17 protein-coding genes are annotated in these 23,288 nt (G+C 50.8%); 12 read left to right on the top strand and 5 right to left on the bottom strand.

Annotation, left to right across the window (positions count from 1 at the left end):
- Window positions 1-224: 224 nt before the first annotated feature.
- Entirely contained in the window at window positions 225-1,478 is a 1,254-nt protein-coding gene (locus ACO6V1_RS05240) for a hypothetical protein (RefSeq protein WP_422459466.1), read from the bottom strand.
- 348 nt (window positions 1,479-1,826) lie between these two features.
- Here ACO6V1_RS05240 and typA point away from each other — a divergent pair, with 348 nt between their 5' ends.
- A complete protein-coding gene (typA, locus tag ACO6V1_RS05235) occupies window positions 1,827-3,644 on the top strand; it encodes a translational GTPase TypA (protein ID WP_422466083.1) in 1,818 nt (605 codons plus the stop codon).
- Between the two features lie 55 nt (window positions 3,645-3,699).
- On the opposite strand, the gene ACO6V1_RS05230 is transcribed toward typA, so the two are convergent.
- Entirely contained in the window at window positions 3,700-4,674 is a 975-nt protein-coding gene (locus tag ACO6V1_RS05230) for a hypothetical protein (protein WP_422466081.1), read from the bottom strand.
- Between the two features lie 334 nt (window positions 4,675-5,008).
- Between ACO6V1_RS05230 and pip the strand changes: the two genes are divergently transcribed.
- Both pip and dtd read left to right on the top strand, forming a co-directional pair.
- Entirely contained in the window at window positions 5,009-5,962 is a 954-nt protein-coding gene (gene pip, locus ACO6V1_RS05225) for a prolyl aminopeptidase (protein ID WP_422466079.1), read from the top strand.
- Window positions 5,963-6,000: 38 nt separating this feature from the next.
- Window positions 6,001-6,438 (top strand): D-aminoacyl-tRNA deacylase, encoded by a 438-nt coding sequence (gene dtd / locus ACO6V1_RS05220; protein ID WP_422446447.1) that lies wholly within the window; start codon window positions 6,001-6,003, stop codon window positions 6,436-6,438.
- A gap of 65 nt (window positions 6,439-6,503) precedes the next feature.
- Here dtd and ACO6V1_RS05215 read toward each other — a convergent pair whose 3' ends face one another.
- Both ACO6V1_RS05215 and argS read right to left on the bottom strand, forming a co-directional pair.
- Window positions 6,504-7,100 carry a hypothetical protein gene (locus tag ACO6V1_RS05215; protein WP_422446445.1) on the bottom strand — a complete coding sequence of 199 codons (597 nt, stop codon included), beginning with the start codon at window positions 7,098-7,100 and terminating at the stop codon, window positions 6,504-6,506.
- Window positions 7,101-7,244: 144 nt separating this feature from the next.
- Window positions 7,245-8,987, bottom strand: a complete 1,743-nt coding sequence (gene argS, locus ACO6V1_RS05210; RefSeq protein ID WP_422446443.1) for an arginine--tRNA ligase — start codon at window positions 8,985-8,987, stop codon at window positions 7,245-7,247.
- Window positions 8,988-9,180: 193 nt separating this feature from the next.
- Between argS and ACO6V1_RS05205 the strand changes: the two genes are divergently transcribed.
- The 6 genes from ACO6V1_RS05205 (at window position 9,181) to ACO6V1_RS05180 (ending at window position 12,870) form a co-directional block, all read left to right on the top strand.
- Window positions 9,181-9,774, top strand: a complete 594-nt coding sequence (locus ACO6V1_RS05205; protein ID WP_422446441.1) for an SPOR domain-containing protein — start codon at window positions 9,181-9,183, stop codon at window positions 9,772-9,774.
- A gap of 104 nt (window positions 9,775-9,878) precedes the next feature.
- The gene (gene hslV / locus ACO6V1_RS05200) at window positions 9,879-10,421 is read left to right on the top strand and encodes an ATP-dependent protease subunit HslV (RefSeq protein ID WP_422446439.1); all 543 of its coding nucleotides are present in this window, start codon (window positions 9,879-9,881) and stop codon (window positions 10,419-10,421) included.
- A gap of 28 nt (window positions 10,422-10,449) precedes the next feature.
- Window positions 10,450-11,790 (top strand): HslU--HslV peptidase ATPase subunit, encoded by a 1,341-nt coding sequence (hslU, locus tag ACO6V1_RS05195; RefSeq protein WP_422446437.1) that lies wholly within the window; start codon window positions 10,450-10,452, stop codon window positions 11,788-11,790.
- A gap of 76 nt (window positions 11,791-11,866) precedes the next feature.
- Complete coding sequence (locus tag ACO6V1_RS05190) at window positions 11,867-12,244, top strand: DUF971 domain-containing protein (RefSeq protein WP_269673216.1); 378 nt, start codon at window positions 11,867-11,869, stop codon at window positions 12,242-12,244.
- A 75-nt stretch (window positions 12,245-12,319) separates the two neighbouring features.
- A complete protein-coding gene (locus tag ACO6V1_RS05185) occupies window positions 12,320-12,550 on the top strand; it encodes an antitoxin MazE family protein (protein WP_422446434.1) in 231 nt (76 codons plus the stop codon).
- The gene (locus ACO6V1_RS05180) at window positions 12,547-12,870 is read left to right on the top strand and encodes a type II toxin-antitoxin system PemK/MazF family toxin (RefSeq protein ID WP_422466077.1); all 324 of its coding nucleotides are present in this window, start codon (window positions 12,547-12,549) and stop codon (window positions 12,868-12,870) included. The genes ACO6V1_RS05185 and ACO6V1_RS05180 overlap by 4 nt, the downstream gene beginning before the upstream one ends.
- Here ACO6V1_RS05180 and ACO6V1_RS05175 read toward each other — a convergent pair.
- Window positions 12,805-15,558: an ankyrin repeat domain-containing protein gene (locus ACO6V1_RS05175; RefSeq protein ID WP_422446430.1), complete on the bottom strand. Its 2,754-nt coding sequence runs from the start codon at window positions 15,556-15,558 to the stop codon at window positions 12,805-12,807. The two genes, ACO6V1_RS05180 and ACO6V1_RS05175, sit on opposite strands and share 66 nt — an antisense overlap.
- Window positions 15,559-15,902: 344 nt before the next feature.
- Between ACO6V1_RS05175 and ACO6V1_RS05170 the strand changes: the two genes are divergently transcribed.
- From ACO6V1_RS05170 to ACO6V1_RS05160, 3 genes are all read left to right on the top strand, one after another.
- Entirely contained in the window at window positions 15,903-17,852 is a 1,950-nt protein-coding gene (locus ACO6V1_RS05170) for a hypothetical protein (protein WP_422466075.1), read from the top strand.
- 239 nt (window positions 17,853-18,091) lie between these two features.
- Window positions 18,092-19,444: an ankyrin repeat domain-containing protein gene (locus ACO6V1_RS05165; protein WP_422459450.1), complete on the top strand. Its 1,353-nt coding sequence runs from the start codon at window positions 18,092-18,094 to the stop codon at window positions 19,442-19,444.
- A 123-nt stretch (window positions 19,445-19,567) separates the two neighbouring features.
- Window positions 19,568-23,242 carry a DUF1601 domain-containing protein gene (locus tag ACO6V1_RS05160; protein WP_422466073.1) on the top strand — a complete coding sequence of 1,225 codons (3,675 nt, stop codon included), beginning with the start codon at window positions 19,568-19,570 and terminating at the stop codon, window positions 23,240-23,242.
- The last annotated feature ends 46 nt before the right edge of the window (window positions 23,243-23,288 follow it).

Genomic DNA, 23,288 nt, shown 5'->3' with positions numbered 1-23,288 from the left:
CGAGGTGCAGGGCAAGCGCAGAGAAGTTTCCGGAAGAGATTGCGAAGTGTTGTCCCGGTTTAGTTGCCCATTAGTGGTCAGGAGTGGTTGGAGCGTTTGCCTGATGGAAGTTGTTTGAGCTGAAAGGTTTAAGTTCAGTCCTGCGAAAGTCTGGCGGGGAAGTTCAAGTGGGAAAGCCAGGGGCTTTCTTTTTGCTGGTTTCCCTTTTGGAGCACATGCAAGATTCAAGACTTGGCACTGGATTCCTCTTTCACCTTATGGAGATAGAACCGCACCTCAATTTTTCCATAATCAACATGGCCATCATTATCGATAGTGGCAGTACGACTGAGCGAGATGCGAGATTGACTGTCATATTTGAGAGGCTCTCCATCAGTAGTTCCTGCCCCCCCCGCAAGGGTTGGAATAGCGTTCATGCGGTAGGTGATGTCAGTGCTGTTGTCGTTACGTATCACATCGATAGCCAGCTCTGGGTTTTGTTGGGTTAGCAGCCCCCAATCGGGCATCATGTTAAACAGAGTACCCTGGAGACAGTAGAGCATATGATTAAGCTCGGTCTGGTTGATGTGGCTGAGTATCTGCATCTTTGTTTCGATCGGTAGCCCATCAAGGCTACTGATAATCTTGCCTTCTAACGCCTGACGAACTTCGTTGGCGGCATCCGTCTCATTATGATCCATCTTATGGCGGTATTCAGCGCATAGAGCACTATTGTCAAAGTTGACTCCATTGTTGTTGTGAATACGTACAGTGTTTCTGATCAAATCGACACCGATCTGGTTGGGGATGACAAGTTGACCTTGTATATCTAAATCGGCTTTCATGGCGAGCATATCGCTTTCATGGCAACTGTCACTGGGGATTCGCACCTCTCTTTCAATCTCAGCCGGTATGGCCAGATCCTCAAAAATATGGTCTGGAGCCTGCATAGTAGCAATAATCTTATCGTTGATTTTGGTCGCCATTTCACTGAGAAAGCGCTTGTTGGTATTTGGGCTGGAGAGGAGAATGCCTTTGTAGACATTGGGCATGAGAACCAATTGCTCTTGCAGGTAGTCTCGAAACAAAGCCAGTTGCCGGGTCGTGCAGGGTGGATCGTCCAGCATCTCGAGTTCATCCATATAGGCGTTGATGAGGGCCTTGATTTGCTGACACTGCTCTGAACTATTGTGGGTCGTGTCGGTGAGCTTTTTAGTTGAGGTCTGGATTTTCTCCTCGAGAATTATAAGCTGATCCTTCTCTTGTTTATTCTGTTTGAGGTCAGTGATCTTATGGGGTGAAGACAGGGTGATTTGGCGTTTCTCCAGACCAAAATCTGTCCGCTCATTGGATAATGCATGTCCAGCTTTGCCAATTGTTGGCTCAGCATCTGCTATTTGGGAAATTCGGCCTGTACTGGTGTTTTGAGTCTTCTTAGGATTGTTGTTGTTTGGTGGGATGGCTGGCTGACTTGGGGTGCTCTCATCGACCTTACTCATTGGCTTCATCCATGTGCGCTGTTGGGTATCTCCTGAAGTATAGGAAACGGATCAGGCATCTCACGATCAACGACTTTATGGCTTTGAGCGTTAGCAAATCCCTTCGGCTGGTTTCCGTCGCAATGTCAACGTGGTAACTCGGTTATATCTGGTCATATACGTATACCCGTGCACTTAAATGCCGGTAAGGCGGGCAGATATAAGGGTGTATAAAACTTGCGTATGAGTGGCGGAGTGGTAGGATTGCCGCCATTTTAGTTGCTCGGCCTCCTGGAGCAGACAGATTTAAAAGTGTGTACAAATATGTGTACGAAAAAAATTTAAAGATTTTGAAAGGCGGAATAAGTTTTGGAAATTAATAAGTTAAGAAACGTTGCCATTATCGCCCACGTAGACCACGGCAAGACTACGCTGGTGGATAAGCTGCTGCAGCAGTCAGGTACTCTGGGTCGTAAGGACCAGGGCGCTGAGCGTATCATGGACTCCAATGACCAGGAAAAAGAGCGTGGTATTACCATCCTGGCCAAGAACACCGCGATTGAGTGGCAAGATTTCCATATCAATATCGTTGATACCCCGGGACACGCTGACTTCGGTGGTGAAGTTGAGCGGGTGCTCTCCATGGTTGACTCGGTTCTGCTGCTGGTGGATGCCGTTGATGGTCCGATGCCACAGACCCGCTTTGTTACCCAGAAGGCCTTTGAGCAGGGCCTGAGACCGATTGTGGTTATCAACAAGGTTGATCGTCCGGGTGCTCGCCCTGACTGGGTTATGGATCAGGTATTTGATCTGTTTGATCGTCTGGGCGCTACGGATGAGCAGCTGGACTTCCCGGTGATTTACGCCTCCGCACTGAACGGTGTTGCCGGTCATGACCCGGACAATCTGGCTGAAGATATGACACCGCTGTTTGAGATGATTACTGAGCGTGTGCCTGCGCCACCGGTCAATGTTGACGGTCCTTTACAGATGCAGATCAGTGCCCTGGATTACAACAGCTATGTTGGTGTTATCGGTATTGGCCGTATTACCCGTGGTGTACTGAAGCCTGGTCAGCAGATTGTGCTGGTGGATCGTGACAACAAGCAGCGTAAGGCCAAAGTGCAGCAGGTCATGGGGCATCTGGGGCTTGAGCGTGTTGAAGTGGCCAAAGCCCGTGCCGGTGACATTGTCTGTATTACCGGTATTGATAAGCTGAACATTTCTGACACGATCTGTGATCCTGAACGTCCGGAAATGCTGCCACCGCTGACGGTTGATGAGCCAACAGTCAGCATGACCTTCCAGGTGAATGACTCTCCGTTTGCTGGTCAGGATGGCAAATTCGTTACCTCCCGTAATATCCGTGAGCGTCTTGATCGCGAACTGATCTCCAACGTAGCGTTGCGTGTTGAGCAGGGCGATGATGCGGATAAGTTCAAGGTGTCTGGCCGTGGTGAACTGCACCTGTCTGTTCTGATTGAAACCATGCGTCGGGAAGGGTTTGAGCTGGCGGTTTCCCGTCCACAGGTAGTGGTCAAGGAAATTGACGGCGTTAAGCAGGAGCCCTTTGAGCACGTGGTGGTGGACATTGAAGAACAGCACCAGGGACCAGTCATGGAAGAGCTTGGCCTGCGTCGTGCTGAACTGAAGGATATGGTACCGGATGGTAAAGGACGTGTGCGTCTTGACTTCATTATGCCGGCTCGTGGCTTGATCGGTTTCCGTTCCCAGTTCCTGACCATGACGTCAGGCAGCGGTATCCTGACCTCCATTTTTGATCATTATGGTGAAGTCAAGGGTGGGGAAGTCGGCCAGCGCAACAACGGTGTTCTTATCTCCATGGTGAATGGCAAGGTGTTGGCCTATGCGTTGTTCAGCTTGCAGGAGCGTGGCCGTCTGTTCATTAACCCTAACGTTGATGTCTATGAAGGCCAGATTATCGGTCTGCACAGTCGCGATAATGATTTGACGGTAAACCCAACCAAAGCCAAACAGCTGACTAACGTTCGTGCCGCGGGTACCGATGAGAATATCATTCTGACGCCACCGGTTCGTCACTCTCTGGAGCAGGCTCTGGAGTTTATTGATGATGATGAGCTGGTTGAGGTGACGCCCAACTACATCCGTATTCGCAAAAAGTTCCTGAAGGAACATGAGCGTAAGCGCGCAAGTCGTTCGAAGTAATACTGGCGAATAACTGAAATACTGTATGCAAAGCCCCACTTAGTGTGGGGTTTTTTTATGGCCCTAACCAGGGGTTGCCGGGGTATGGGACCGTGGTCGTTAGCTGAGTTATAATTGCTGCAATAACAAGGCATGCCACAAAGGTATAACCCGGTGATGCTATCCAGCCTTCCAGAAAGTGAGGGTTACGTTTTCCCTCCGCTAAAAAGTGTCTTTTCTTTTCATGTTTAACCCGTTTGTTTTTATCTGCCTTGTAGCGCTGTCGCATTTGTTCAATGTCGGCCGTTGTCAGGGGAGATACCGGGGGCCTGTTGCTTTTCTGGCTCAGTCGGTGAGAGACCAGAAAACCGTATTCCAACGGTGAGGTGAGTAATATGACCGGGTTGATGTGCGGGTTGTCGTAGAGTTCAGGAATGGTTGCAAACAGGTCTTCACTATTGTCCAGAACCACTGCTGGCGAGGACGTCAGATCGGTGCTGACGGGCCCTGTACCCAGTATTTTGCTGGTGGCTATTCGGTTGTGGCTGATATCGATATCAACAATATACAGATTCGCTGACAGGGCGATGCATTGCAAAACCGCATGCCGCTTCTCCTTAACCCCCTTGAAGTTCTCCAGCATTAACATTTCTGGGCAAACCCTGGTGTTGCTAATGGTGGTTCTGGTTAATAGTTCAAACAGGTTGTTATAGAGTTCGTCATCACGGGCGAGATGCTTATCCAGTTCCGTGTGATGGCTTAACCAGGCCGCAAGGTCATCTTTGCTCTGCTCAAGGATGAACGTTTCAAAGACGTTTTTCTCTTTTTTATTTAGATTCAATGCTGGCTGAAGCAGTTGGTGCAGCTCACCATCTGCCGTTCTGCCTGCCGAAATAAGCAGTTGTGAAAGATAGCGATAAAATTGTTCGGGTCGACAGGTATGCAGGGCTTGTAAAGCCGTCAGGGTATATTGCCTGCGATCATTCTGTTGGGTTTCAGGATTGGTTGAGTAAATCTTAAAGCCCGTCCTGGCTACCCATTGCTGAATCATTATTTGATCATCATCAGAGAAGTACCGGGATGCTCTGGCGGGAATTGCCATTAGGATGATCAAAAAGACCACAATTGTTTTAATTACTTTTCCAGGTTGGTATTTCATATTCTTCGGGCTGTTGCTGTTTTATTACCCTCTCCAGAGAGGTCGGTGTACGTAGCTGAATGGCGTGGTGTTATCAGTAGAGGATGTTTATGTTCTAAGTCTCAGACAGGTTGCCGCCGAATTAGTTCAAGTGATGTTTTTAAAAGTGACGACGTGCCCTTTGCCGCAATAACCGTTTAAGGTTAAGGTTAAGCATTGTTCTGGTGTTTTCCTGAAAGGATTTTCCATGCGCACCCTGTATCCTGCCATCAAACCCTACGCTAACCGGCACCTGCAAGTTGATGATATTCATGAGATATACATTGAAGAGTGTGGTTCTCAGGATGGGCTACCGGTTCTTTTCGTGCATGGTGGACCGGGTGCCGGTTGTACAGAGCAGGATCGCTGTTTTTTTGATCCGGAAAAGTATCGGATTATTCTTTTTGATCAGAGGGGGAGTGGCCGCTCCAGACCCCATGCTGAACTGGAGCACAATAATACCACTGCACTGATTGAAGACATGGAGTTGATTCGTGAAAACCTGGGAGTTGAGCGGTGGCTGGTATTTGGCGGCTCCTGGGGCTCAACACTTTCGTTGCTGTATGCCCAGGCGCACCCGAAGCGTGTGTCAGGACTGGTTCTCAGGGGAGTTTTTCTTTCCCGGCAACAGGATCTTGACTGGCTTTATAAAGAGGGAGCCAGCAGAGTATTTCCGGATCATTGGGCACACTTCCTTGAGCTGATACCGGAAGGTGAACGAGGCGATCTTCTGGAAGCTTACTATCAGCGGCTGTTTGGCGAGGATGAACTGGCCAGAATGAATGCTGCCAAGCACTGGTCTTTGTGGGAGGGTAATACGGCAACCCTGCGACCCAACCATGAACTGGTGGATCATTTTGCTGATCCACACCTGGCCTTATCTCTTTCGCGGATAGAGTGTCATTACTTTAAACATAAGTCCTTCATTAACCCGAATCAGATTATAGAGAAGATGAATCTGATATCAGCCATTCCCGGCGTGATCGTGCATGGGCGTTATGACATGATCTGTCCGCTGGATAATGCGCAGGCGCTTGTGGATCACTGGTCGCAGGCAGATTTGCAGATTATCCGGGATGCGGGTCACGCTTCCTGTGAGCCGGGTATTGTGGATGCACTGGTTAGGGCAACGGATGATTTTGCCCGAAGATTGGCTCCATAAAAGCAGAGCGTATTGGAAAAACAACTCGAGATGCATCGATGAAAGGTTTGATTCAGCGGGTCAGTCATGCCAGCGTGGTGGTAGATGGGGAAACGGTCGGAGAAATCGGTTCCGGCATTCTTCTGTTGCTGGGTGTCGAAAAAGGAGATGACCTGGCTCTGGCGGATAAACTGCTGGAAAAAGTGTTGAAATATCGAATTTTCAGTGATGATCAGGGCAGGATGAACCTTGGTTTGCGCGATGTGAGGGGCGGCCTGCTTATTGTTTCCCAGTTCACTCTGGTTGCGGATACCCGTAAAGGATTGCGCCCGGGTTTCAGCGCCGGGGCCTCTCCTGAGCAGGGAGAAAAGCTATATCACTACTTTGTTGAGCGGGCTGAAGCTCTGCATCACAATGTTGCCACCGGCCGCTTTGGTGCAGATATGAAAGTCTCTCTGCTCAATGATGGGCCGGTGACGTTTCTGCTGGAGTCTTAGCGTCAAATACCGAAAAACGGAATGGATCATCAAGCCTGGTAATAGGCTGATGATCCATATTTTGGCTACAGTGCAGCATTATCATCCTCGGCAGCATCTGTTTCGACCGTTTTGAATACCTCCATTTCAAACTCAGGCTTGCCATTGAGGGGAAGCAAGGGTGGCATGCCTTCAGCATCTTCCTTGTTGAAGAAACAGTAAGTAGACTCATCAACAGGGAGTGGCTCGTAGGTGTAATTTACATAGCCCTCTTCCACTCCTTCAAGTTCCACATCTTCAGCTTCCAATCGCGTCGGGTCAAAGTCGCTTTTGTCAAGCTCGGCCAGATAACGCTGATGGTAGAAGTATGGAGTAATTTTATCGGCAATCGCTACAGGCCCCGGGCTTACTGCTGCAAGGCCGGAAAATATCACCTGGCCGGCAGGGTAATAGTATGGGCCAAAAAACGCATTTGCTGTTAGACAGCAAAGCTGCTTTGCAAAATAGCCAGTAACTGTATAGTCGACAACAGCTTTAACAGCCCTGGGGCCAAACTGTACAGTTATACCTCCGCCAATACGTCCAGCTACGAACATGGCTAAAGGTCGAGACACGGGCTCGGAATAACTGATAAACCTCTTGGTTAATCGGGCTATTCCACCTGGTATGGCAGAACCAATCATGGTTAACCTCCTTATTAAAATTCTTTTGAACTATTGTTCTAGACTATGAGGTTTCGGAAAAGTTCCGCCAATGTTGGCTAATTGGGCAAAATAATTGCAAATAAGGCGATAGAGGGCCTGACATTGGGTGTCAGGCGGGTATTATTACATCTGCTCGACGGTTTCAATGCCCAGCAGGCCAAGACCCAGCTTCAGGGTTCTGGCGGTCAGGGCGCAGATCTGCAGGCGGCTGTTGCGCAGGTCTTCAGAAACGCCTTCCTTGTTCACCGGGCATGCTTCATAGAACTTCATAAAGGCACCGGAGATGTCGTACAGATAGGCGCACAGCTGATGTGGCAGGCCTTCTCTGGCAACGGATTCAATGGTTTCGCTGAAGCGGCACAGCAGCAGGGCCAGCTCCCGTTCAGCATCGTTCTCAATCAGGATATCACCAGTGAGGTCAGACTCGCTGATACCGGCCTTGCGGAAGATGCTCATGATCCGGGTGTAGGCATAGAGCAGGTAAGGTGCGGTATTGCCCTCAAAGGCCAGCATGTTATCCCAGTCAAAAACGTAGTCGCTGGTCCGGTTTTTGGAAAGGTCCGCATATTTTACCGAGCCAATGGCCACAGAGCGGATCACATTTACCTTCTGCTCTTCTGAAAGGTCGTCGGATTTGCTGGCAATCAGGGCGGCTGCGCGTTCTTCCGCCTCGTCCAGAAGGTCTGCCAGCTTGATGGTGGTGCCGGCTCGGGTCTTGAACGGTTTGCCATCTTTGCCCAGCATCATGCCAAAGGCGTGGTGTTCCAGTGACGCGTGGTCAGACGCAAATCCTGCCTTGCGGGCAATGGTGAATACCTGGTCGAAATGCTGTCCCTGGCGTGCATCTACGTAATAGAGAACGCGATCGGCGTTCAGGGTATGGCAGCGGTGACGGATCGCCGCCAGGTCGGTGGTCGTGTAAAGGAAACCACCTCCGGACTTCTCGACGATGACGCCCATTGGGTCGCCATCCTTGTTTTTGAACTCATCCAGAAAGACAACCCTGGCACCGCTGTCTTCGCTCAACAGTCCCTGTTCATCCAGCAGCTGAATGATCACGGGCAGGCTGTCGTTATAGGCGCTTTCCCCCATCACATCAGCAGTGGTCAGTGAGACATTCAGGCGGTCGTAGGTATCCTGGTTGTGTGACAGGGTGGTATCCACCAGTTTTTTCCACAGTTTCAGGCAGTACTCGTCGCCGGCCTGCAGGCGAACCACATAGCTTCTGGCGCGGGTGGCGAAGTCCGGGTTGTCATCAAAATGCTTCTTGGCTTCGCGATAGAACGTTTCCAGGTCAGAAAGCTCCATGCTCATGGCTTCCTGGTTCTCTTTCTCCAGTTCTTCCAGGTGGGCGATCAGCATGCCAAATTGCGTACCCCAGTCCCCCAGGTGGTTCTGGCGGATTACCTTGTGTCCGAGAAACTCCAGGGTTCTGGCGGTTGAGTCACCGATAATGGTGGAGCGCAGGTGGCCAACGTGCATCTCTTTGGCAACGTTCGGCGCTGAGTAATCAACCACCACGGTTTGCCTGTTGTCGGTCTGTGCAACTCCAGCCCGGGGATCGTGGACGGCAGACTGAAGACTGCTGGCCAGCCACTGGGGGGCGAGATGAATGTTGATGAAACCGGGTCCGGCAATGTCAACCTTGCTGGCAATGCCATCAAGATCCAGATTGTCGATCACTTTTTGTGCCAGTTCCCGTGGGTTCATCCCCATTTTTTTGGCCGCAGCCATCACGGCGTTGCACTGGTAATCACCAAAGTTCGCCCGTGCGCCGGGACGAACCATGGCCGGGGTCCCCTCTGGAGCACCCGCAGCAATAAGCGCTTTGATGACTTTGTCTTCAAGCAGCTTGAGAATATTCATGCATGAGTCCTTGGTTAAAACTCGCTGGAATTTAAATGGCGGGAATGCTATCGAAAAAGGCCATGTGTCTCAATAGAAGCAATCGCTGTGCTTGAACTTATACCAGTAAGGCTGGAGATAATGGTATCTTTATCCGGGTGTGTTCATAAACAGCCGGACAAACACAGACCTGACAATAGATAAGTTGAGAGATATGACATCCAGATCAAACAATAGCAGGCGGGGAGCCAGTAAATCGACCAATGCCGGTAAATCTGCCGGTGTGTCTCTGCCCAACTGGGCCTGGTTGCTGGCAGGTCTGGTTATTGGTGTGTTTGCTGCTTTTCTGGCAGGGCTGACGCCCTCTGCCAAAGATGTGCGCAGCGTCGCCGGGCAGGTCCAGTCATCGTCCGGGGATGAACAGAAAAAAGATAATCAGCCGGTGTTTGATTTTTATACCCTGCTGCCTGAGTCGGAAGTGACGGTATCCATTGCGGAGCCGGAACTGAAACCGGAACCAGTCTCTGCCAGAAAACCAGAGAGTAAGCCGGATCAGAAACCGGCCGCCAGCGCTAAAAAATATCTGCTGCAGGCCGGTTCCTTCCGCAGCGACAAGGATGCCGAGCGACTCAGGGTGCAATTGCTGCTGGAAGGTTTGAGTCCCAAAGTCGAGAAAGTCAGTGTTGGCACAGGGGAAACCTGGCATCGGGTGCAGCTGGGACCATTTGCCGACCGGGCCTCACTGCACAATGCCCAGGAAGTGCTGGCCAGCAAAAACATTGATAGTCTTTTGTTACAGTTGAAATAGAAAAAGCACCATTGCGGGCGGGTTTTCTCTTCCGCCCCTCTTGATAATTTATTTCCCTGCCCCATATAAGGCCCTGTTATCCGTTTTTTATTAAGGAGCGAGCCTTGGAACAGTATCGTGGCACAACTATTCTGTCGGTACGTCGTGGCGGCAGTGTGGTGATCGGTGGTGATGGCCAGGTTTCGCTGGGTGATGCCGTAATCAAGGGCAACGCCCACAAAGTACGCCGACTGTATAAAGGTAAAGTGATTGCCGGGTTTGCCGGTGGTACCGCTGATGCCTTCACCCTGTTTGAGCGTTTTGAAGCCCAGCTGGAAAAACACCAGGGACGACTGACCAAATCAGCGGTTGAGCTGGCCAAAGAGTGGCGAACCGAGCGGGCCCTGCAACGTCTGGAAGCCATGCTGATTGTTGCTGATGCCACGGCCTCCCTGATCATCACCGGTAATGGCGATGTCATGGAGACGGAAGATGGCATCCTGGCCATCGGTTCCGGTGGTTTTTATGCCCAGGCAGCTGCCAAGGCACTGTTTCATAACACAGAAATGGGTGCCCGGGATATCGTTGAAAAGAGTCTGGGTATCGCCGCAGATATCTGTGTCTACACCAACTCAAACCAAGTCATCGAAGAGCTTCCTGCAGCTTGAAACAATAGCGATCTAACGAGTTTCTGATATGTCAGATATGACACCCCGTGAAATTGTCCATGAGCTGGACAAACATATTATTGGCCAGGACGAGGCCAAACGCGCTGTAGCGATTGCCCTTCGGAACCGCTGGCGCAGAATGCAGTTGAATGAAGATCTGCGTAACGAGATCAGCCCGAAAAATATTTTGATGATCGGCCCCACCGGCGTTGGTAAAACCGAGATTGCCCGGCGTCTGGCCAAACTGGCCAATGCACCGTTTATCAAGGTGGAAGCCACCAAGTTTACCGAAGTGGGTTATGTGGGCCGCGATGTCGAGTCCATTGTCCGTGACCTGATGGATGCTGCCATCAAAATGCTCCGTGAGATGGAGATGGAGCGCGTTCGTCACCGTGCGCTGGATGCCGCTGAAGAGCGCATTCTGGATGCCCTGCTGCCGCCTCCCCGTTCTTTTGGTGAAGAGTCGTCTCAGCCTCAGGACAACTCAACCCGTCAGGTGTTCCGCAAAAAACTCCGTGAAGGTGACCTGGACGATAAAGAGATTGAGATTGATGTGCGTGAAGCGGCCATGGGTGTTGAAATCATGGCTCCTCCGGGCATGGAAGAGATGACCAGCCAGCTGCAGAACATGTTCTCGAACCTGAATACCGGCAAATCCAAAAAGCGGAAGCTGAAAGTCAAGGATGCCATGCGTCTGGTTCAGGAAGAGGAAGCGGCCAAGCTGGTTAATGAAGACGAGCTCAAGACCAAGGCGGTTGACGCTGTTGAGCAGAACGGTATCGTCTTTATTGACGAAATTGACAAAGTGGCCAGGCGCTCCGGGGCTTCCAATGCCGATGTCTCCCGTGAAGGTGTGCAGCGTGACCTGCTGCCATTGATCGAAGGTTGTACCGTTTCTACCAAATACGGCATGGTGAAGACAGATCACATTCTGTTTATTGCCTCCGGTGCGTTCCACCTGGCCAAGCCTTCTGATCTGATTCCGGAGCTGCAAGGACGTCTGCCCATCCGTGTTGAACTGAAAGCGCTCTCTTCTGAAGACTTTATGCGCATTCTGACCGAGCCGGATGCATCTCTGACGGAACAATACCAGGCGCTGATGGCCACAGAGTCGCTCAATATCGAGTTTGCCGAGGATGCCATTCGCCGCCTGGCGGAGGTTTCCTGGCAGGTGAATGAGCGTACTGAGAATATCGGTGCCCGCCGTCTCCATACAGTGATGGAGCGTCTGCTGGAAGAAGTCTCCTTTGGTGCAGCAGATCTGGCCTCAGCCCAGGATGGCGCGCCACTGAAGATTGATGCGGCTTATGTTGATAAACACCTGGGTGAACTGGTTCAGGATGAAGACCTGAGTCGTTATATCCTCTGATGTTTGATAGGGAGTGGTCAGTTGGTCACTCCTTTCACTCTCTTACTCTTTTCTATGAGTGGAACCCCCGCCCGAAATGACTACCCCAATTCCTTCCGCCATTAAACTGCATAAGCGCTCCAAAACCCTGGAGATTCAGTTTGGTCATGACACGTTCCAGCTGGAAGCGGAGTTTCTCCGGGTATTAAGCCCATCTGCCGAGGTTCGTGGTCATGGCAACCCTGTTTTGCAGACCGGTAAACTGAATGTGGCCATCACCGGCGTGGAAATGGTTGGCCAATATGCCATCAAGCTGGTGTTTGATGATGGGCATAACAGTGGGATTTATGACTGGGGTTACCTCCATGAGCTGTGTCATAACAAAGAAGCGATGTGGGATGAGTACCTGCAGGCTCTGAGGGATGCCGGTGCCAGCCGTGATCCGGACGTTTCGGTGGTTCGTCTTTTTCAGTAACTTGACCTTAATGCCCTGCCTGCTACGTTGCATGTGACATAACCACCATTATGAAAACTTAGCCACGGAGGCATTATGTCTACCAATATTAACCAGTCCAAAACCACCTGGAAACGTGTAGAAAGTCACAGAGAAACATTGCGTCAGGCTGGTTTGCGCCCTTTACAGATCCGGGTTCCTGATACACGGATCAAGGGCTTCGGTCTGGAGTGTCAGCGACAATCTGCTATGCTCAAGTCCGATAAACTGGAACGCGACACCATGGACTGGATTGAACAAACCAGCGACGATGAGGGCTGGGCATGAAGCGCGGCGACATCGTTACCGTCTCAATCAAGGGAGACGATGGCAAACCCAGGCCAGCCTTAATCATCCAATCCAACCTGTTTCCAGAACACCCTTCGGTCACTCTTTTGCCAATCACAGGAGAGTTGAGGGATGTGCCCCTATTTCTCTACACCCTGTTTGAAAGTAAAGAAAACGGGCTCAACAAAACCTCTCAAGTGATGATTGATAAAATCACCACTATAAAAGCAGACAGAATCGGCAAAACCATCGGCTCACTCAGTCAACCAGAACTGACAGAAGTCATCCGGCTGATGGCCTTGTGGTTGGGAATGGCCTGAAAGCACTTCATCCACAACGGATTCCCGGGAGCGCGAGCAATCAGCAATGCACGACAATTGCCATTCATCATGGTCAGGATTTCGGCCCAGGGATTGTTCTGCCTTTTCGAGCATCAAGATCAGCTGCTTACGTTGTTTCTTCCTGGCCAGTTCCAGGGGTGTCTGGCCATGGCAATCCCTGGCATGGATATCAGCGCCGCTATCGATCAGAACGGGCAAAGACCCAACGGCATTTCCCTTAACCGCAACATGCAGCACCGTCTCGTCTGTGCTGGTGGTCGCATGGATATTTGCCCCGTTACAGAGCAGGAATTGTGCACTTTCTACCTTGTCTTTCTTTATGGCCATGTGCAGGGGCGTAAAGCCTGCAGCCGACCTGTTATTAACATCTATCCCTTTGTTAACCAGGATCTGGGCACAGTCGATCTGGCCACACTGGGCAGCGATATGCAAAAGAGATATCCCTCCCTGCAACTGATTGAGGGAAATTCCAGTCTTTTCCATCGCATCAAGCAACAGCTCCATGCATGCGGTATAACCAAGGCGGACAGCGTGGCATAGGGGGGAGTAGTTGTTGTCATCCAAGGTAGTGATATCGGCATTGTTGTCGACCAGAACCTGCACACACTGCCTCTGATCGCTTATGGTGGCCAGGTGCAGGGGAGTCTGGCCACGTTTATTCTTGAAGTTGATATCCGCTTTGTAAGCCAAAAGAAGCTCGACACTTTCCAACTGGCCCAACTGTGCGGCTATATGCAAGGGGCTCAATTTCTTATTACTCCTGGCATTGATATACACCGAGTCTTTGTGATTCAACAGCACAGTCATACAGGAAATCCTGCCAAACTGGGCAGCGATGTGCAGGGGGGTATGGCCCATCCCATCCTTTGGATTAATGCTCGCCCTTTTGTCCATCAACAGCAACCGAAGGCATTCGCTGTGACCATGTTTGCTGGCAAAATGCTGGGGCGTCCATCCCCCACCGCGTTGGGAGCTTATGATCAGCGCCTGATGCTCAAGCAAGACTTTCATACATTTCACACTCCCTTCCCGGGCAGCAATATGCAGAGGCGTCAAGCCATAAAGAGTCCTGGCATTGATATCAGCCCCCAGCCTGATCAAGGTCTGCAGATACTCCACACTGTCGAACAGGGTCGTATTATGGAGGGGGGTATTGTGGCCCTCTGTGAGGGCATGGATATTGGCACCATGCCTGATCAGGATGTCCACAGAATTCCGCTGGGGAGTCTGGGTGGCCCGGTGCAGAGCGGTTATACCGTCACGGTTGACCGCATTGACGTTGTGCCCGGCACCAAGCAAAAGCTCCACACATTCAACGTGTCCATGGTCGGCGGCGCTGTGCAGTGGCGACCAGCCAAGGATGGTGCTGGCTTCAAGAAACCCGGCACCATGAGCCAGTAAAAGTTTTATACACTCTGGATACCCTTGATGGGCAGCGTTGCTCAGGGGTGACAGGTTCCTGTTGTTGCGGCAGTTGACGTTTGCCTGCCGGTTCAGCAGTAATTCCACGCACCGGGCCTTGCCAGCCAGGGCTGCCAGGTGCAGGGGAGTAGAGCCGTCGTTGTCCCTGGCGTCAAGCAGGCTGACATTGCGATTGAGCAACAGTTCCATAAAATTCACACCGCCACCAAGGGCGGCAATGTGCAGGGCTGTCTGCCCATTGTCGTCTTTGGCATTGACATCCAGCCCTTGATCAAGGAGCACTTGCAAGAAATCGATGGGGCCACTGCGGGTGAGAACATGCAGGAGTGTCTTGCCCTTGTCCAGAATGGCGTTCACATTGGCACCATGATCGAGCAGGATTTGTGCACACTTGCCATGACCATTAAGAACGGCAAGGTGCAGTGCCGTATGATGGTGATCACAGGTGGCATCTATATTCTCTTCATACTTCACCCAACTCCTCTCACTCCTCTCACCGTGCTTCTCTCTGCGCCCGGTGAAGAGTATGGCTGCCACACAGGCATCATGCCCCATCATAGCTGCGAGATGCAGGGGGGTAGTGTCAAACAGGTCAATTTCATTGCCAGCCGCCCTGAATTCAAGAAAACGCTCCACACACGTCACTTGACCATGCAGGGCAGCACTGTGCAGGGGGCTTCTGCCCATACTGTCCCGGATATTCATATTGGCACCATTATTGATCAATGTTTTGACACACTGCTCGTGGCCATATCCTGCGGCAAAGTGCAGGGGTGTCACGCCGACAGAGGAGACGGCATTGACATTGGAATTATGGTTAACAAGCATCTGTACACACGCCTCATTGCCCGTCTGGGCAGCAATGTGCAGCAGCGTGACATGGCCGCCGTAAAATGCTGAGTAAAAGCTCTGACGGGCCAGCATCGGCTCCCGATCCAGCCAGCCAGACAACGCCTCCATATCCCCGGAACGACAGCATTGCAGGGGTTCATCGAGAACAGCGGCCTGGTCAAGCAGTGGTTCAGCTGCACTGCCATGGCCAGGTACCTGCTGCACAACATCGACACTGCGCTGGGCAATCCCTTTAGAGTTGTTCAGCCAGGGAGTGATGCACTGTTCATGATATCGATGCTGACAAGTGGCAACGGTGATTTCTTGTTGATCAGCAAATGTCTGCTGGCACACGGGGCAGGAATTATTTAAAACGAAAGGGACGGCAGGGGCTGGCGAAATAGCAGTATTCATCAGATCTCCTGACTAATGGTGGATGACCATGGGAAGGCAAGAGAAGCGTAGCAGAGATATTTTGGCTTGCAGGGATTATCGCCAGGGAAAGACCGGGCTGTGTCAGCGGTTGGATAGGAAGAGCCGGATAAGGGAGGCCTTCAAGTCCGGAGCTGTGAGCAATTAATGAACGGTTTGTCACTTTTTTTGTCTTAATTCATGCTTGTTCAGCTGGTTCTGGTTATTAGACTTCAATTGCCCACCAGTTTTCATGCCTGCTGATTGCATCAGTCTTTAATCTGTCCATCCATTAGCCGGGGCAGAGCAAAGCAACGTTAAAACATTATTATCAGAGGAGCTAAAAGATGATCAATTTAACCAATAATCAACGGCCTCCCCAACTTGATAAGCCCGTCTGTCTCGCACAAGTTCATCAACCAAAAAAGGATGTAACCACTAAAGATCCTGAGTCTGCTTTTAACGGAAAGCCGGTCACTCTTGCCGAAGCTACCCACCCAGCCCCGGTGTCGGGATCAACCGTAACAGATATAGCCCCGGAGTTGGCATCAACTGTGATAGATATAGATATGAGACCGGAGTCGACATCGACCGTAATAGATATGGCAATATTGGCAAGGAGTGTAAAACCCACTTCTGAACCTGCCTCATTACCTGAACCACACCTTGATGATCTTGTTTCCTGGTCTCAGTTGCCGCCGCAAATCAAGCAGGAACTAACACCCTGTCATCACCTTCTGTTTGCTATATATCTGGGCTTACCCATAGCGGAAATCAATAAAAAAAATATACAACACAACCTTGAGCACTCAACACAAAAATTTGATTATTTGTCCTGGTATTCACAGCAGCATGGACTGGCCCGGGAAAAACTTACCATACCCCATGGCAAATTGCTGACCATGCTGGGGGGGATCTCAAGGCCCGATCTGGTTGCACGGTACTGTGACATCTTTGGTATTGCCGTTGATCAAAGACAGTTCTGCGGTGAATGGCCTGCCGGTGTCCGGGCTGTTGACGACAATGCTGCACTGAATCATGAACTGGATTTTTTCAAGTTGCACAAAATCTTCATTGGTGATGAATACCTCCGCTCTGTCCCGACCGCAACCGTGGCTTATTGCGCTGGATACCCGGAACTGATGAAGGATAAGGATTTGCGACAACGCTCCATTATTGTTGACAAGTGTCTGTCAACCCCCCTGCTACTGAAAAAAATTCTGGATACCAAAGAGGGGCGAATGACCGTAAATGAGCTGGTAAAAATATTGAGCAATCCTGAAATTATGGCCATCAATACTGCACACCAGTTAATTGAATCCCTGAAAGGGTTTCCACCTCGTTTTAATTTTTCTGAACAACACAGTTTGAGTTTGAGAAATCAGATTCACCATTATGCCTATGATCTTGGAATGATAGGAGTGGATGCTGAATCTTTCGGTCGTGCACTTGGGTTGCCGCTGCACATAATCCAGAAAATTCTCTATAGAATTTGTAAAAAAGAACCCGGCTACCTGTATATCACAAAATTACTGCATGCAGCATTCCGTTGTCTGCCCCAACTTACTTCGGAACATGTTGCGTATGCTTCGTCGCAAGCTGTTAAGTCCAGCAACTGTGTTGAGAGATTAGAGGATTTGATCGCTGGAAAAATAAAACGTTATCCCTGGTTTTGCGTCTCCAGTCCTGAAAAGCCTCCCGTCCTCAAACCGCTCTTCTGGCAGGATGTGCACAATGATGGCACAGACCCGGAGATGACCGGTTCGAAACCGCTGACGCTGGATTTTTTGAGGTGTTTGCCATTGAGCCACAACTGGTATTTGATTGGTCTTACCATGGGATTGTCACCGGATGAGCTAAGTCATATTGGCAAAAAAACCAAAGTAGACTTCAGGGTATCGGCAAATGAACTCAGTCTTGCTGCTTCTGAGTTGTCCCGGATACTGGCTCAATCCGAGAGAGGACTGGAAACAGGACATCTCTATCAGGCACTGCAATATTTGGATGATCAAGCGACACTGGCTTACTTTCCTGAGCATCTGTCAGTCCATCCTGACAAACCATTACCAGAGCACATCGCTGAATCCGTTGAAAGTGGAAGATCAATAGCCCATCTTTTGCGCACTTACAAGACAGAGGAACTGGAACGTTTTCTGAAGTTGTTCAGTAATTATGAGGAAATGAAATACCAGCTGCCCAAGGTCTATAAGGTATGGGATGGAGTTTGGGAAAAAGGTAAATATTACGAACCCGGTAAACCCTATGTAGCCTGGTCTTCAAGAAGTAAGGCAAAATGAAAGCTGGGGTCTTTGTTCTTAACGCAAAACAAGGGAAGCCGAAACTGGCTTGGTTTTATCTTTTGAAGCGATTCAAGATTTATGATTAGGGTTACCTCCATGAGCTATGTCTTAACAAAGATCACTCTTCAATAAATCCTTGGGATCTGCCGAGCGACAGGCTTTTTTTTGCTTGACCGGGATAAAAAACAAAATTTGATTGTCTTGTGTAAGTAAATACAAACAGAGGTTTCAAGACCATGAATATCAGAGGTGAACACACTACTGCTGCCAGCTCTTCATCTCCGGCACCTGCTCAAGCCAATGACAAAAAAAACAAACGCAAAAAAACGGCAGCAAAACGCGAAACACCACACCCGGTTGAACATTCCAGCCAGCCCGCAACGGGTAAAAAAACAAGAAAGATGATCGTACCGGAAAAAATTGTCGAGCCCATGATGTCGTCCACCCTGACCACCTCCAAAGCGTTGAGCGAGCAACAGAAAAAGCTGAGCAAGCAACTGGTTGAGGCGGCCCGAACTGGCAACAAGGAGGCCGTGGAAGCATTGCTTGATCAGGGCGCGGATATCAATATGAACTGGAAGGTACATGAATGTCCCATTGCCGCAGCAGCCGGGGAGGGTCATCTTGAGCTGGTGCGCTACCTCCATGAGAAAGGCGCAAGGACCGACAAGCTTTTTGCATCACCGATCATGGAAGCAGCCAAATATGGCCATGTTGACGTTGTAAGTTACCTGCATCAGGCAGGCGTCAGTGAAGATATCTGCATAAACTGCGACACCCCGATCGATGCAGCCATCGTTGGGGGGCACATTGACGTAGTGAAGTACTTTATTGAACACGGTGTAAACGTCAACGGCTCTATGAAAAGCTTTAACATTCCCCTTTACCTGGCAGCCAGTTCGAAACACCTTGATATAGTGGCATTACTGGTTGAGAACGGTGCTGACCTTGACGGTTGCAAAACAGGCCGTAACACCCCGATCTGGATTGCGGCCAAAAAAGGCCACCCTGATATTGTGAGTTTTCTGGTTGCAAAGGGTGCTAACGTCAATGCATTCAGTTCAGGATACGATACTCCGATCTGGGTTGCGGCCCGAGCTGGAGACCATGAGCTGGTTAAGTACTTGCTCGAACAGGGTGCGGATCTGAATGCCAACAGTACCGGCTATGGGACCCCGATTCTTGCTGCGGCCCTGGCCGGTGACCGCAATCTGGTCAAGTACTTGCTCGAACTGGGTGCGGATGTGAATGCCAACAGTGTCGGCAGCCTTACCCCGATCTGGGCAGCGGCCTCGGCCGGTCACTACGAGTTGGTCAATGACTTGCGCCGTGCAGGGGCAACCTTTGAAAAAAACAGCACAAAGCATGAAACCCTCATCTCGGCAGCTGCCATGGGCGGAAGCATCAAACTGGTTCAGGAATTGCTCCAGGAGGGCGGTTACATCCGAACCCGTGGTGACTACATTCCCCTGATAAATCGGGCGAAGGATCATCACCGGACTCAGCTGCAAGAATACCTGAAAAAAGAATATGATCTTTTGCCAGACCCGCTTGGTCCCAAGCCTGGGAAAAAAAGAAAAAAACGCTGATTCGACACCTGCCTATGTGGCAGGACCGTTGCCAGGGTAGCTGATAAACACTTCAGCAAAATGAACTTATGAACCGCACAACAGTCTGCTTTTTATATTTTCATGAATTAATGAAATATAATTATGGATAGAAGTTCTGGTGGTATCAGTGGTAAATGTGCAAGATCAAACAATGATTACAACCGACCGGATGGCCATGCCGCTTCTTCAAGGCATGGGCGATATAGACATGCCACAGTCAGACAATGGAATAATCCCCCCCGCACGGGGCGTAATGAATTTTGCCATTCTTCTGGTGTACGCTCTTCTCAACATCTACAGTGCCGTTCGGTAAACCCTGCTCAAGATTTTAATGCCCTCATCAAACAGGAAATAATGGCTGATCTGGTGAGTAAATCTGATCATTTCGGTCATCGTTATGACGGGAGAAATCATGGTCGATACGCCAGTTCAATTAAAAAATACACGTCAGTTGTTAAAAGACCTTTAAATCGGGATGAACAAAGCCAGCTGATACGTCTGCTGCAAAATTTTACAGTAACGCGGAGCTGGAATTGGCTGAGCCTGACGACAACATTTCATTCATTGACCTCAGCAGGTGTTTTTACCCCTCATAAACCCATGGATGAGCGTTTTAAACGTACTCAAGCTGTCTTATTGTCAGCGCTACTTGATGTAGTAATATTCAAGTGCAACCAAAAACCTGAAGCCAGGGATATTGATGCCCGTGGAATCGCCAACCTGGTGTGGGCCATGGCGAAACTGGTGGACAATGGGCAGGAGCTGACACCAGAGCTCAAACAGGCTGTTACCGCGCTGTTGCCCCACGTGAGCGCACAGAATGACCAATTTATTCCTCAGAATATCGCCAACATACTGTGGGCGATGGTGAAACTGCTGGACAACGGGCTGAAGCGAACACCAGAGTTTAAAGAGGCCGTGGCCGCGCTGCTGCCCCACGTGACACAGGAAGCTAACTTTAAACCTCAGGGTATCGCCAACCTGCTGTGGGCCATGGTGAAACTGGAGAACAACGGGCAGGAGTGGGCATCAGAGATCAAACGGGTCGTTGCCGCGCTGTTGCCCCTCGTGAACGCACAGACAGCTAACTTCAAACCACAGGAAATTTCCAGCCTGCTGTGGACCATGGCGAAACTGGTGGAAAACGGGCAGGAGCAAGCACCAAGGCTCAAAGAGGCCGTGGCCGCGCTGTTGCCCTGCGTGACGGCACAGAAAGCTAACTTTAAGCCACAGGGTATCGCCAACCTGCTGTGGTCCATGGCAAAACTGGTGGACAACGGACAGGAGCAGACACCAGAGCTCAAAGGGGCCGTGGCTGCGCTGTTGCCCTGCGTGAAGGTACAGAAAGACCAATTTAATGCGCAGGATATCGCCAACCTGCTGTGGTCCATGGCGAAACTGGTGAACAACGGTCAGAAGCGGGCACCAAGGCTCAAAGAGGCCGTGGCCGCGCTATTGCCCCACGTGAACACACAGAAAGACCAATTCAATGCCCAGGGTATCGCCAACCTGGTGTGGGCCCTGGCGAAACTGGTGGAAAACGGGCAGGAGCTGACACCAGCGCTCAACAAAGCTTTGGCCGCACTGTTGCCCAACGTGAACGCACAGACAGCTAACTTTAAATCACAGGAAATTGCCAACCTGCTGTGGGCCCTGGCGAAACTGGTGGACAACGGACAGAAGCGAACACCAGAACTCAACGAGGCTGTGGCCGCGCTATTGCCCTTCGTGAACGCACAGAAAGCCAACTTTAAACCACAGGGTATCGCCAACCTGCTGTGGGCCATGGCGAAGCTGGTGGACAACGGGCAGAAGCAGACACCAGATATCAGGGAGGCCGTGGCCGGGCTGTTGCTCCGCGTGAATGCACAGAAAGACCAATTTATTCCTCAGCAGATCGCCAACCTGCTGTGGGCCATGGCGAAGCTGGTGAACAACGGGCAGGAACAGACAACGGAGCTAAATGAGGCCGTAGCCGTGCTGCTGCCCCACGTGAACGCACAGAAAGACCAATTGACTCCTCAGCAGATTGCCAACCTGCTGTGGGCCCTGGCGAAACTGGTGTCTGACGGGCAGGAGCGGACACCAGGGCTCAACGATGCCGTGGCCGCGCTGTTGCCCCTGGTAAACGCACAGAAAGACCAATTTATTCCTCAGCATATCGCCAACCTGCTGTGGGCCATGGCAAAACTGGTGGACAACGGGCAGGAGCGGACACCAGGGCTCAACGATGCCGTGGCCGCGCTTTTGCCCACCATCAACGCACAGAAAGCTCACTTTACACGGCAGGAAATTGCCAACTTGCTGTGGGCTATGGCGAAACTGGTGGACAACGGGCAGGAGCGGACACCAGGGCTCAACGATGCCGTGGCCGCGCTTTTGCCCTACGTGAGCGCACAGAAAGGCCAATTTAGTGCTCAGGGTATCGCCAACCTGCTGTGGGCCATGGCGAAACTGGTGGACATCGGTCAGGAGCGGACACCAGAACTCAACGAGGCTGAAGCCACGCTGTTGCCCTCCGTGAACGCACATAATGACCAGTTTAATGCCCAGAGTATTACCAACCTGCTGTGGGCCCTGGCGAAGCTGGTGGACAACGGGCAGGAGCGGACACCAGAACGCAAAGAGGCCTTGGCTGCGCTATTGCCCCGGGTGAACACACAGAAAGACCAATTCAATGCCCAGGGTATCGCCAACCTGATGTGGGCCATGGCGAAACTGGTAGACAACGGGCAGGAGCAGACACCGGAGTTCAACGAGGCCGTGGCCGCACTGTTGCCCCTCGTGAGCGCGCAGAATGACCAATTTATTCCTCAAAATATCGCCAACCTGCTGTGGACCATGGCGAAACTGGTGGACAATGGGCATAAGCGGACACCGGAGTTCAACGAGGCCGTGGCCGCACTGTTGCCCCATGTGAACACACAGAAAGACCAATTTAACTCCCAGGGCATAGCCAACCTGCTGTGGGCCATGGCGAAACTGTTGGATAATGGACAGGAGCTGATACCAGGGCTCAATGAGGCCGTGGCCGCGCTGTTGCCCCGGGTGAACGCACAGAAAGACCAATTTAATGCCCTGGGTCTCGCCAATCTGCTGTGGGCCACGGCGAAACTGGGGGAATTTGTGGAGTTGAACGTGGTTACATCCACGTTTGAATCCCTTGTCTGCCGAACCAGTAAACACCCTCAGCTCTCTCATCAAGAGATATCAATGTCTCTCTGGGGAGTAATGGTATGCTGTGCCAGGTTGTCTCTGGAATGCAATGCCAATAAAAATAGTGTGCTTGAAACGCACATGGATGACCTGTTTACTCGCCTGGAAAATACCTCCCCTCCAGACAATGAAGAGGAACAATCCATCATTACCATGGCCGCAAGTTGGCTTGGGAGAGCGTGTCCGGTGGTCCCCCATTACCAGATAATCATTTCAAAGCCTCAAATCATCGTCCGCAATCAACTGCAATCATGCATTCCCTCTTTGAAGATTGAAGAAGAACAAAGTCTGAACTCACTGCCTCCGGTTGACCTGCTACTGCCAGATCACAACATTGTGATTGAAGTTCAGGGACCGTCACATTACGTGGGTGGTGATTTCAAAACCAGAGATGGTTCGACTCTGCTTAAAATCGCACTGCTGCAAAAAGCAGGATTTGAGGTCATTGAAATCCCGGTTAACCAGCTTTTGAACCAAGGTTCAATAAAGCGATGTATTGAACAAATAAAGACCAGGTTATTTCAGGGAAGGAGTGCCCGCGTTTCAGATACAACACAGTGATCTCTGTCCTGGGATACTCTTTGGCATTCAGTTTTCTTTTTTTGAG

The organism is Endozoicomonas sp. ALC013 (genome assembly GCF_049310205.1).
Taxonomy (GTDB): domain Bacteria; phylum Pseudomonadota; class Gammaproteobacteria; order Pseudomonadales; family Endozoicomonadaceae; genus Endozoicomonas.
The sequence above is the reverse complement of the archived record's forward strand: the minus strand, read 5'-3'. Positions and strand labels throughout refer to the sequence as shown.

Bases quoted from the DNA above. Each gene is read 5' to 3' on its own strand.
- ACO6V1_RS05165 (WP_422459450.1), top strand. From the start codon at position 18,092: ATGAATATCAGAGGTGAACACACTACTGCTGCCAGCTCTTCATCTCCG.
- ACO6V1_RS05180 (WP_422466077.1), top strand. From the start codon at position 12,547: ATGAAGCGCGGCGACATCGTTACCGTCTCAATCAAGGGAGACGATGGC.
- ACO6V1_RS05190 (WP_269673216.1), top strand. From the start codon at position 11,867: ATGACTACCCCAATTCCTTCCGCCATTAAACTGCATAAGCGCTCCAAA.
- ACO6V1_RS05185 (WP_422446434.1), top strand. From the start codon at position 12,320: ATGTCTACCAATATTAACCAGTCCAAAACCACCTGGAAACGTGTAGAA.
- ACO6V1_RS05170 (WP_422466075.1), top strand. From the start codon at position 15,903: ATGATCAATTTAACCAATAATCAACGGCCTCCCCAACTTGATAAGCCC.
- ACO6V1_RS05215 (WP_422446445.1), bottom strand. From the start codon at position 7,100: ATGATTGGTTCTGCCATACCAGGTGGAATAGCCCGATTAACCAAGAGG.
- pip (WP_422466079.1), top strand. From the start codon at position 5,009: ATGCGCACCCTGTATCCTGCCATCAAACCCTACGCTAACCGGCACCTG.
- argS (WP_422446443.1), bottom strand. From the start codon at position 8,987: ATGAATATTCTCAAGCTGCTTGAAGACAAAGTCATCAAAGCGCTTATT.
- ACO6V1_RS05160 (WP_422466073.1), top strand. From the start codon at position 19,568: ATGGATAGAAGTTCTGGTGGTATCAGTGGTAAATGTGCAAGATCAAAC.
- hslU (WP_422446437.1), top strand. From the start codon at position 10,450: ATGTCAGATATGACACCCCGTGAAATTGTCCATGAGCTGGACAAACAT.
- ACO6V1_RS05205 (WP_422446441.1), top strand. From the start codon at position 9,181: ATGACATCCAGATCAAACAATAGCAGGCGGGGAGCCAGTAAATCGACC.
- ACO6V1_RS05175 (WP_422446430.1), bottom strand. From the start codon at position 15,558: ATGAATACTGCTATTTCGCCAGCCCCTGCCGTCCCTTTCGTTTTAAAT.
- ACO6V1_RS05240 (WP_422459466.1), bottom strand. From the start codon at position 1,478: ATGAGTAAGGTCGATGAGAGCACCCCAAGTCAGCCAGCCATCCCACCA.
- dtd (WP_422446447.1), top strand. From the start codon at position 6,001: ATGAAAGGTTTGATTCAGCGGGTCAGTCATGCCAGCGTGGTGGTAGAT.
- ACO6V1_RS05230 (WP_422466081.1), bottom strand. From the start codon at position 4,674: ATGATTCAGCAATGGGTAGCCAGGACGGGCTTTAAGATTTACTCAACC.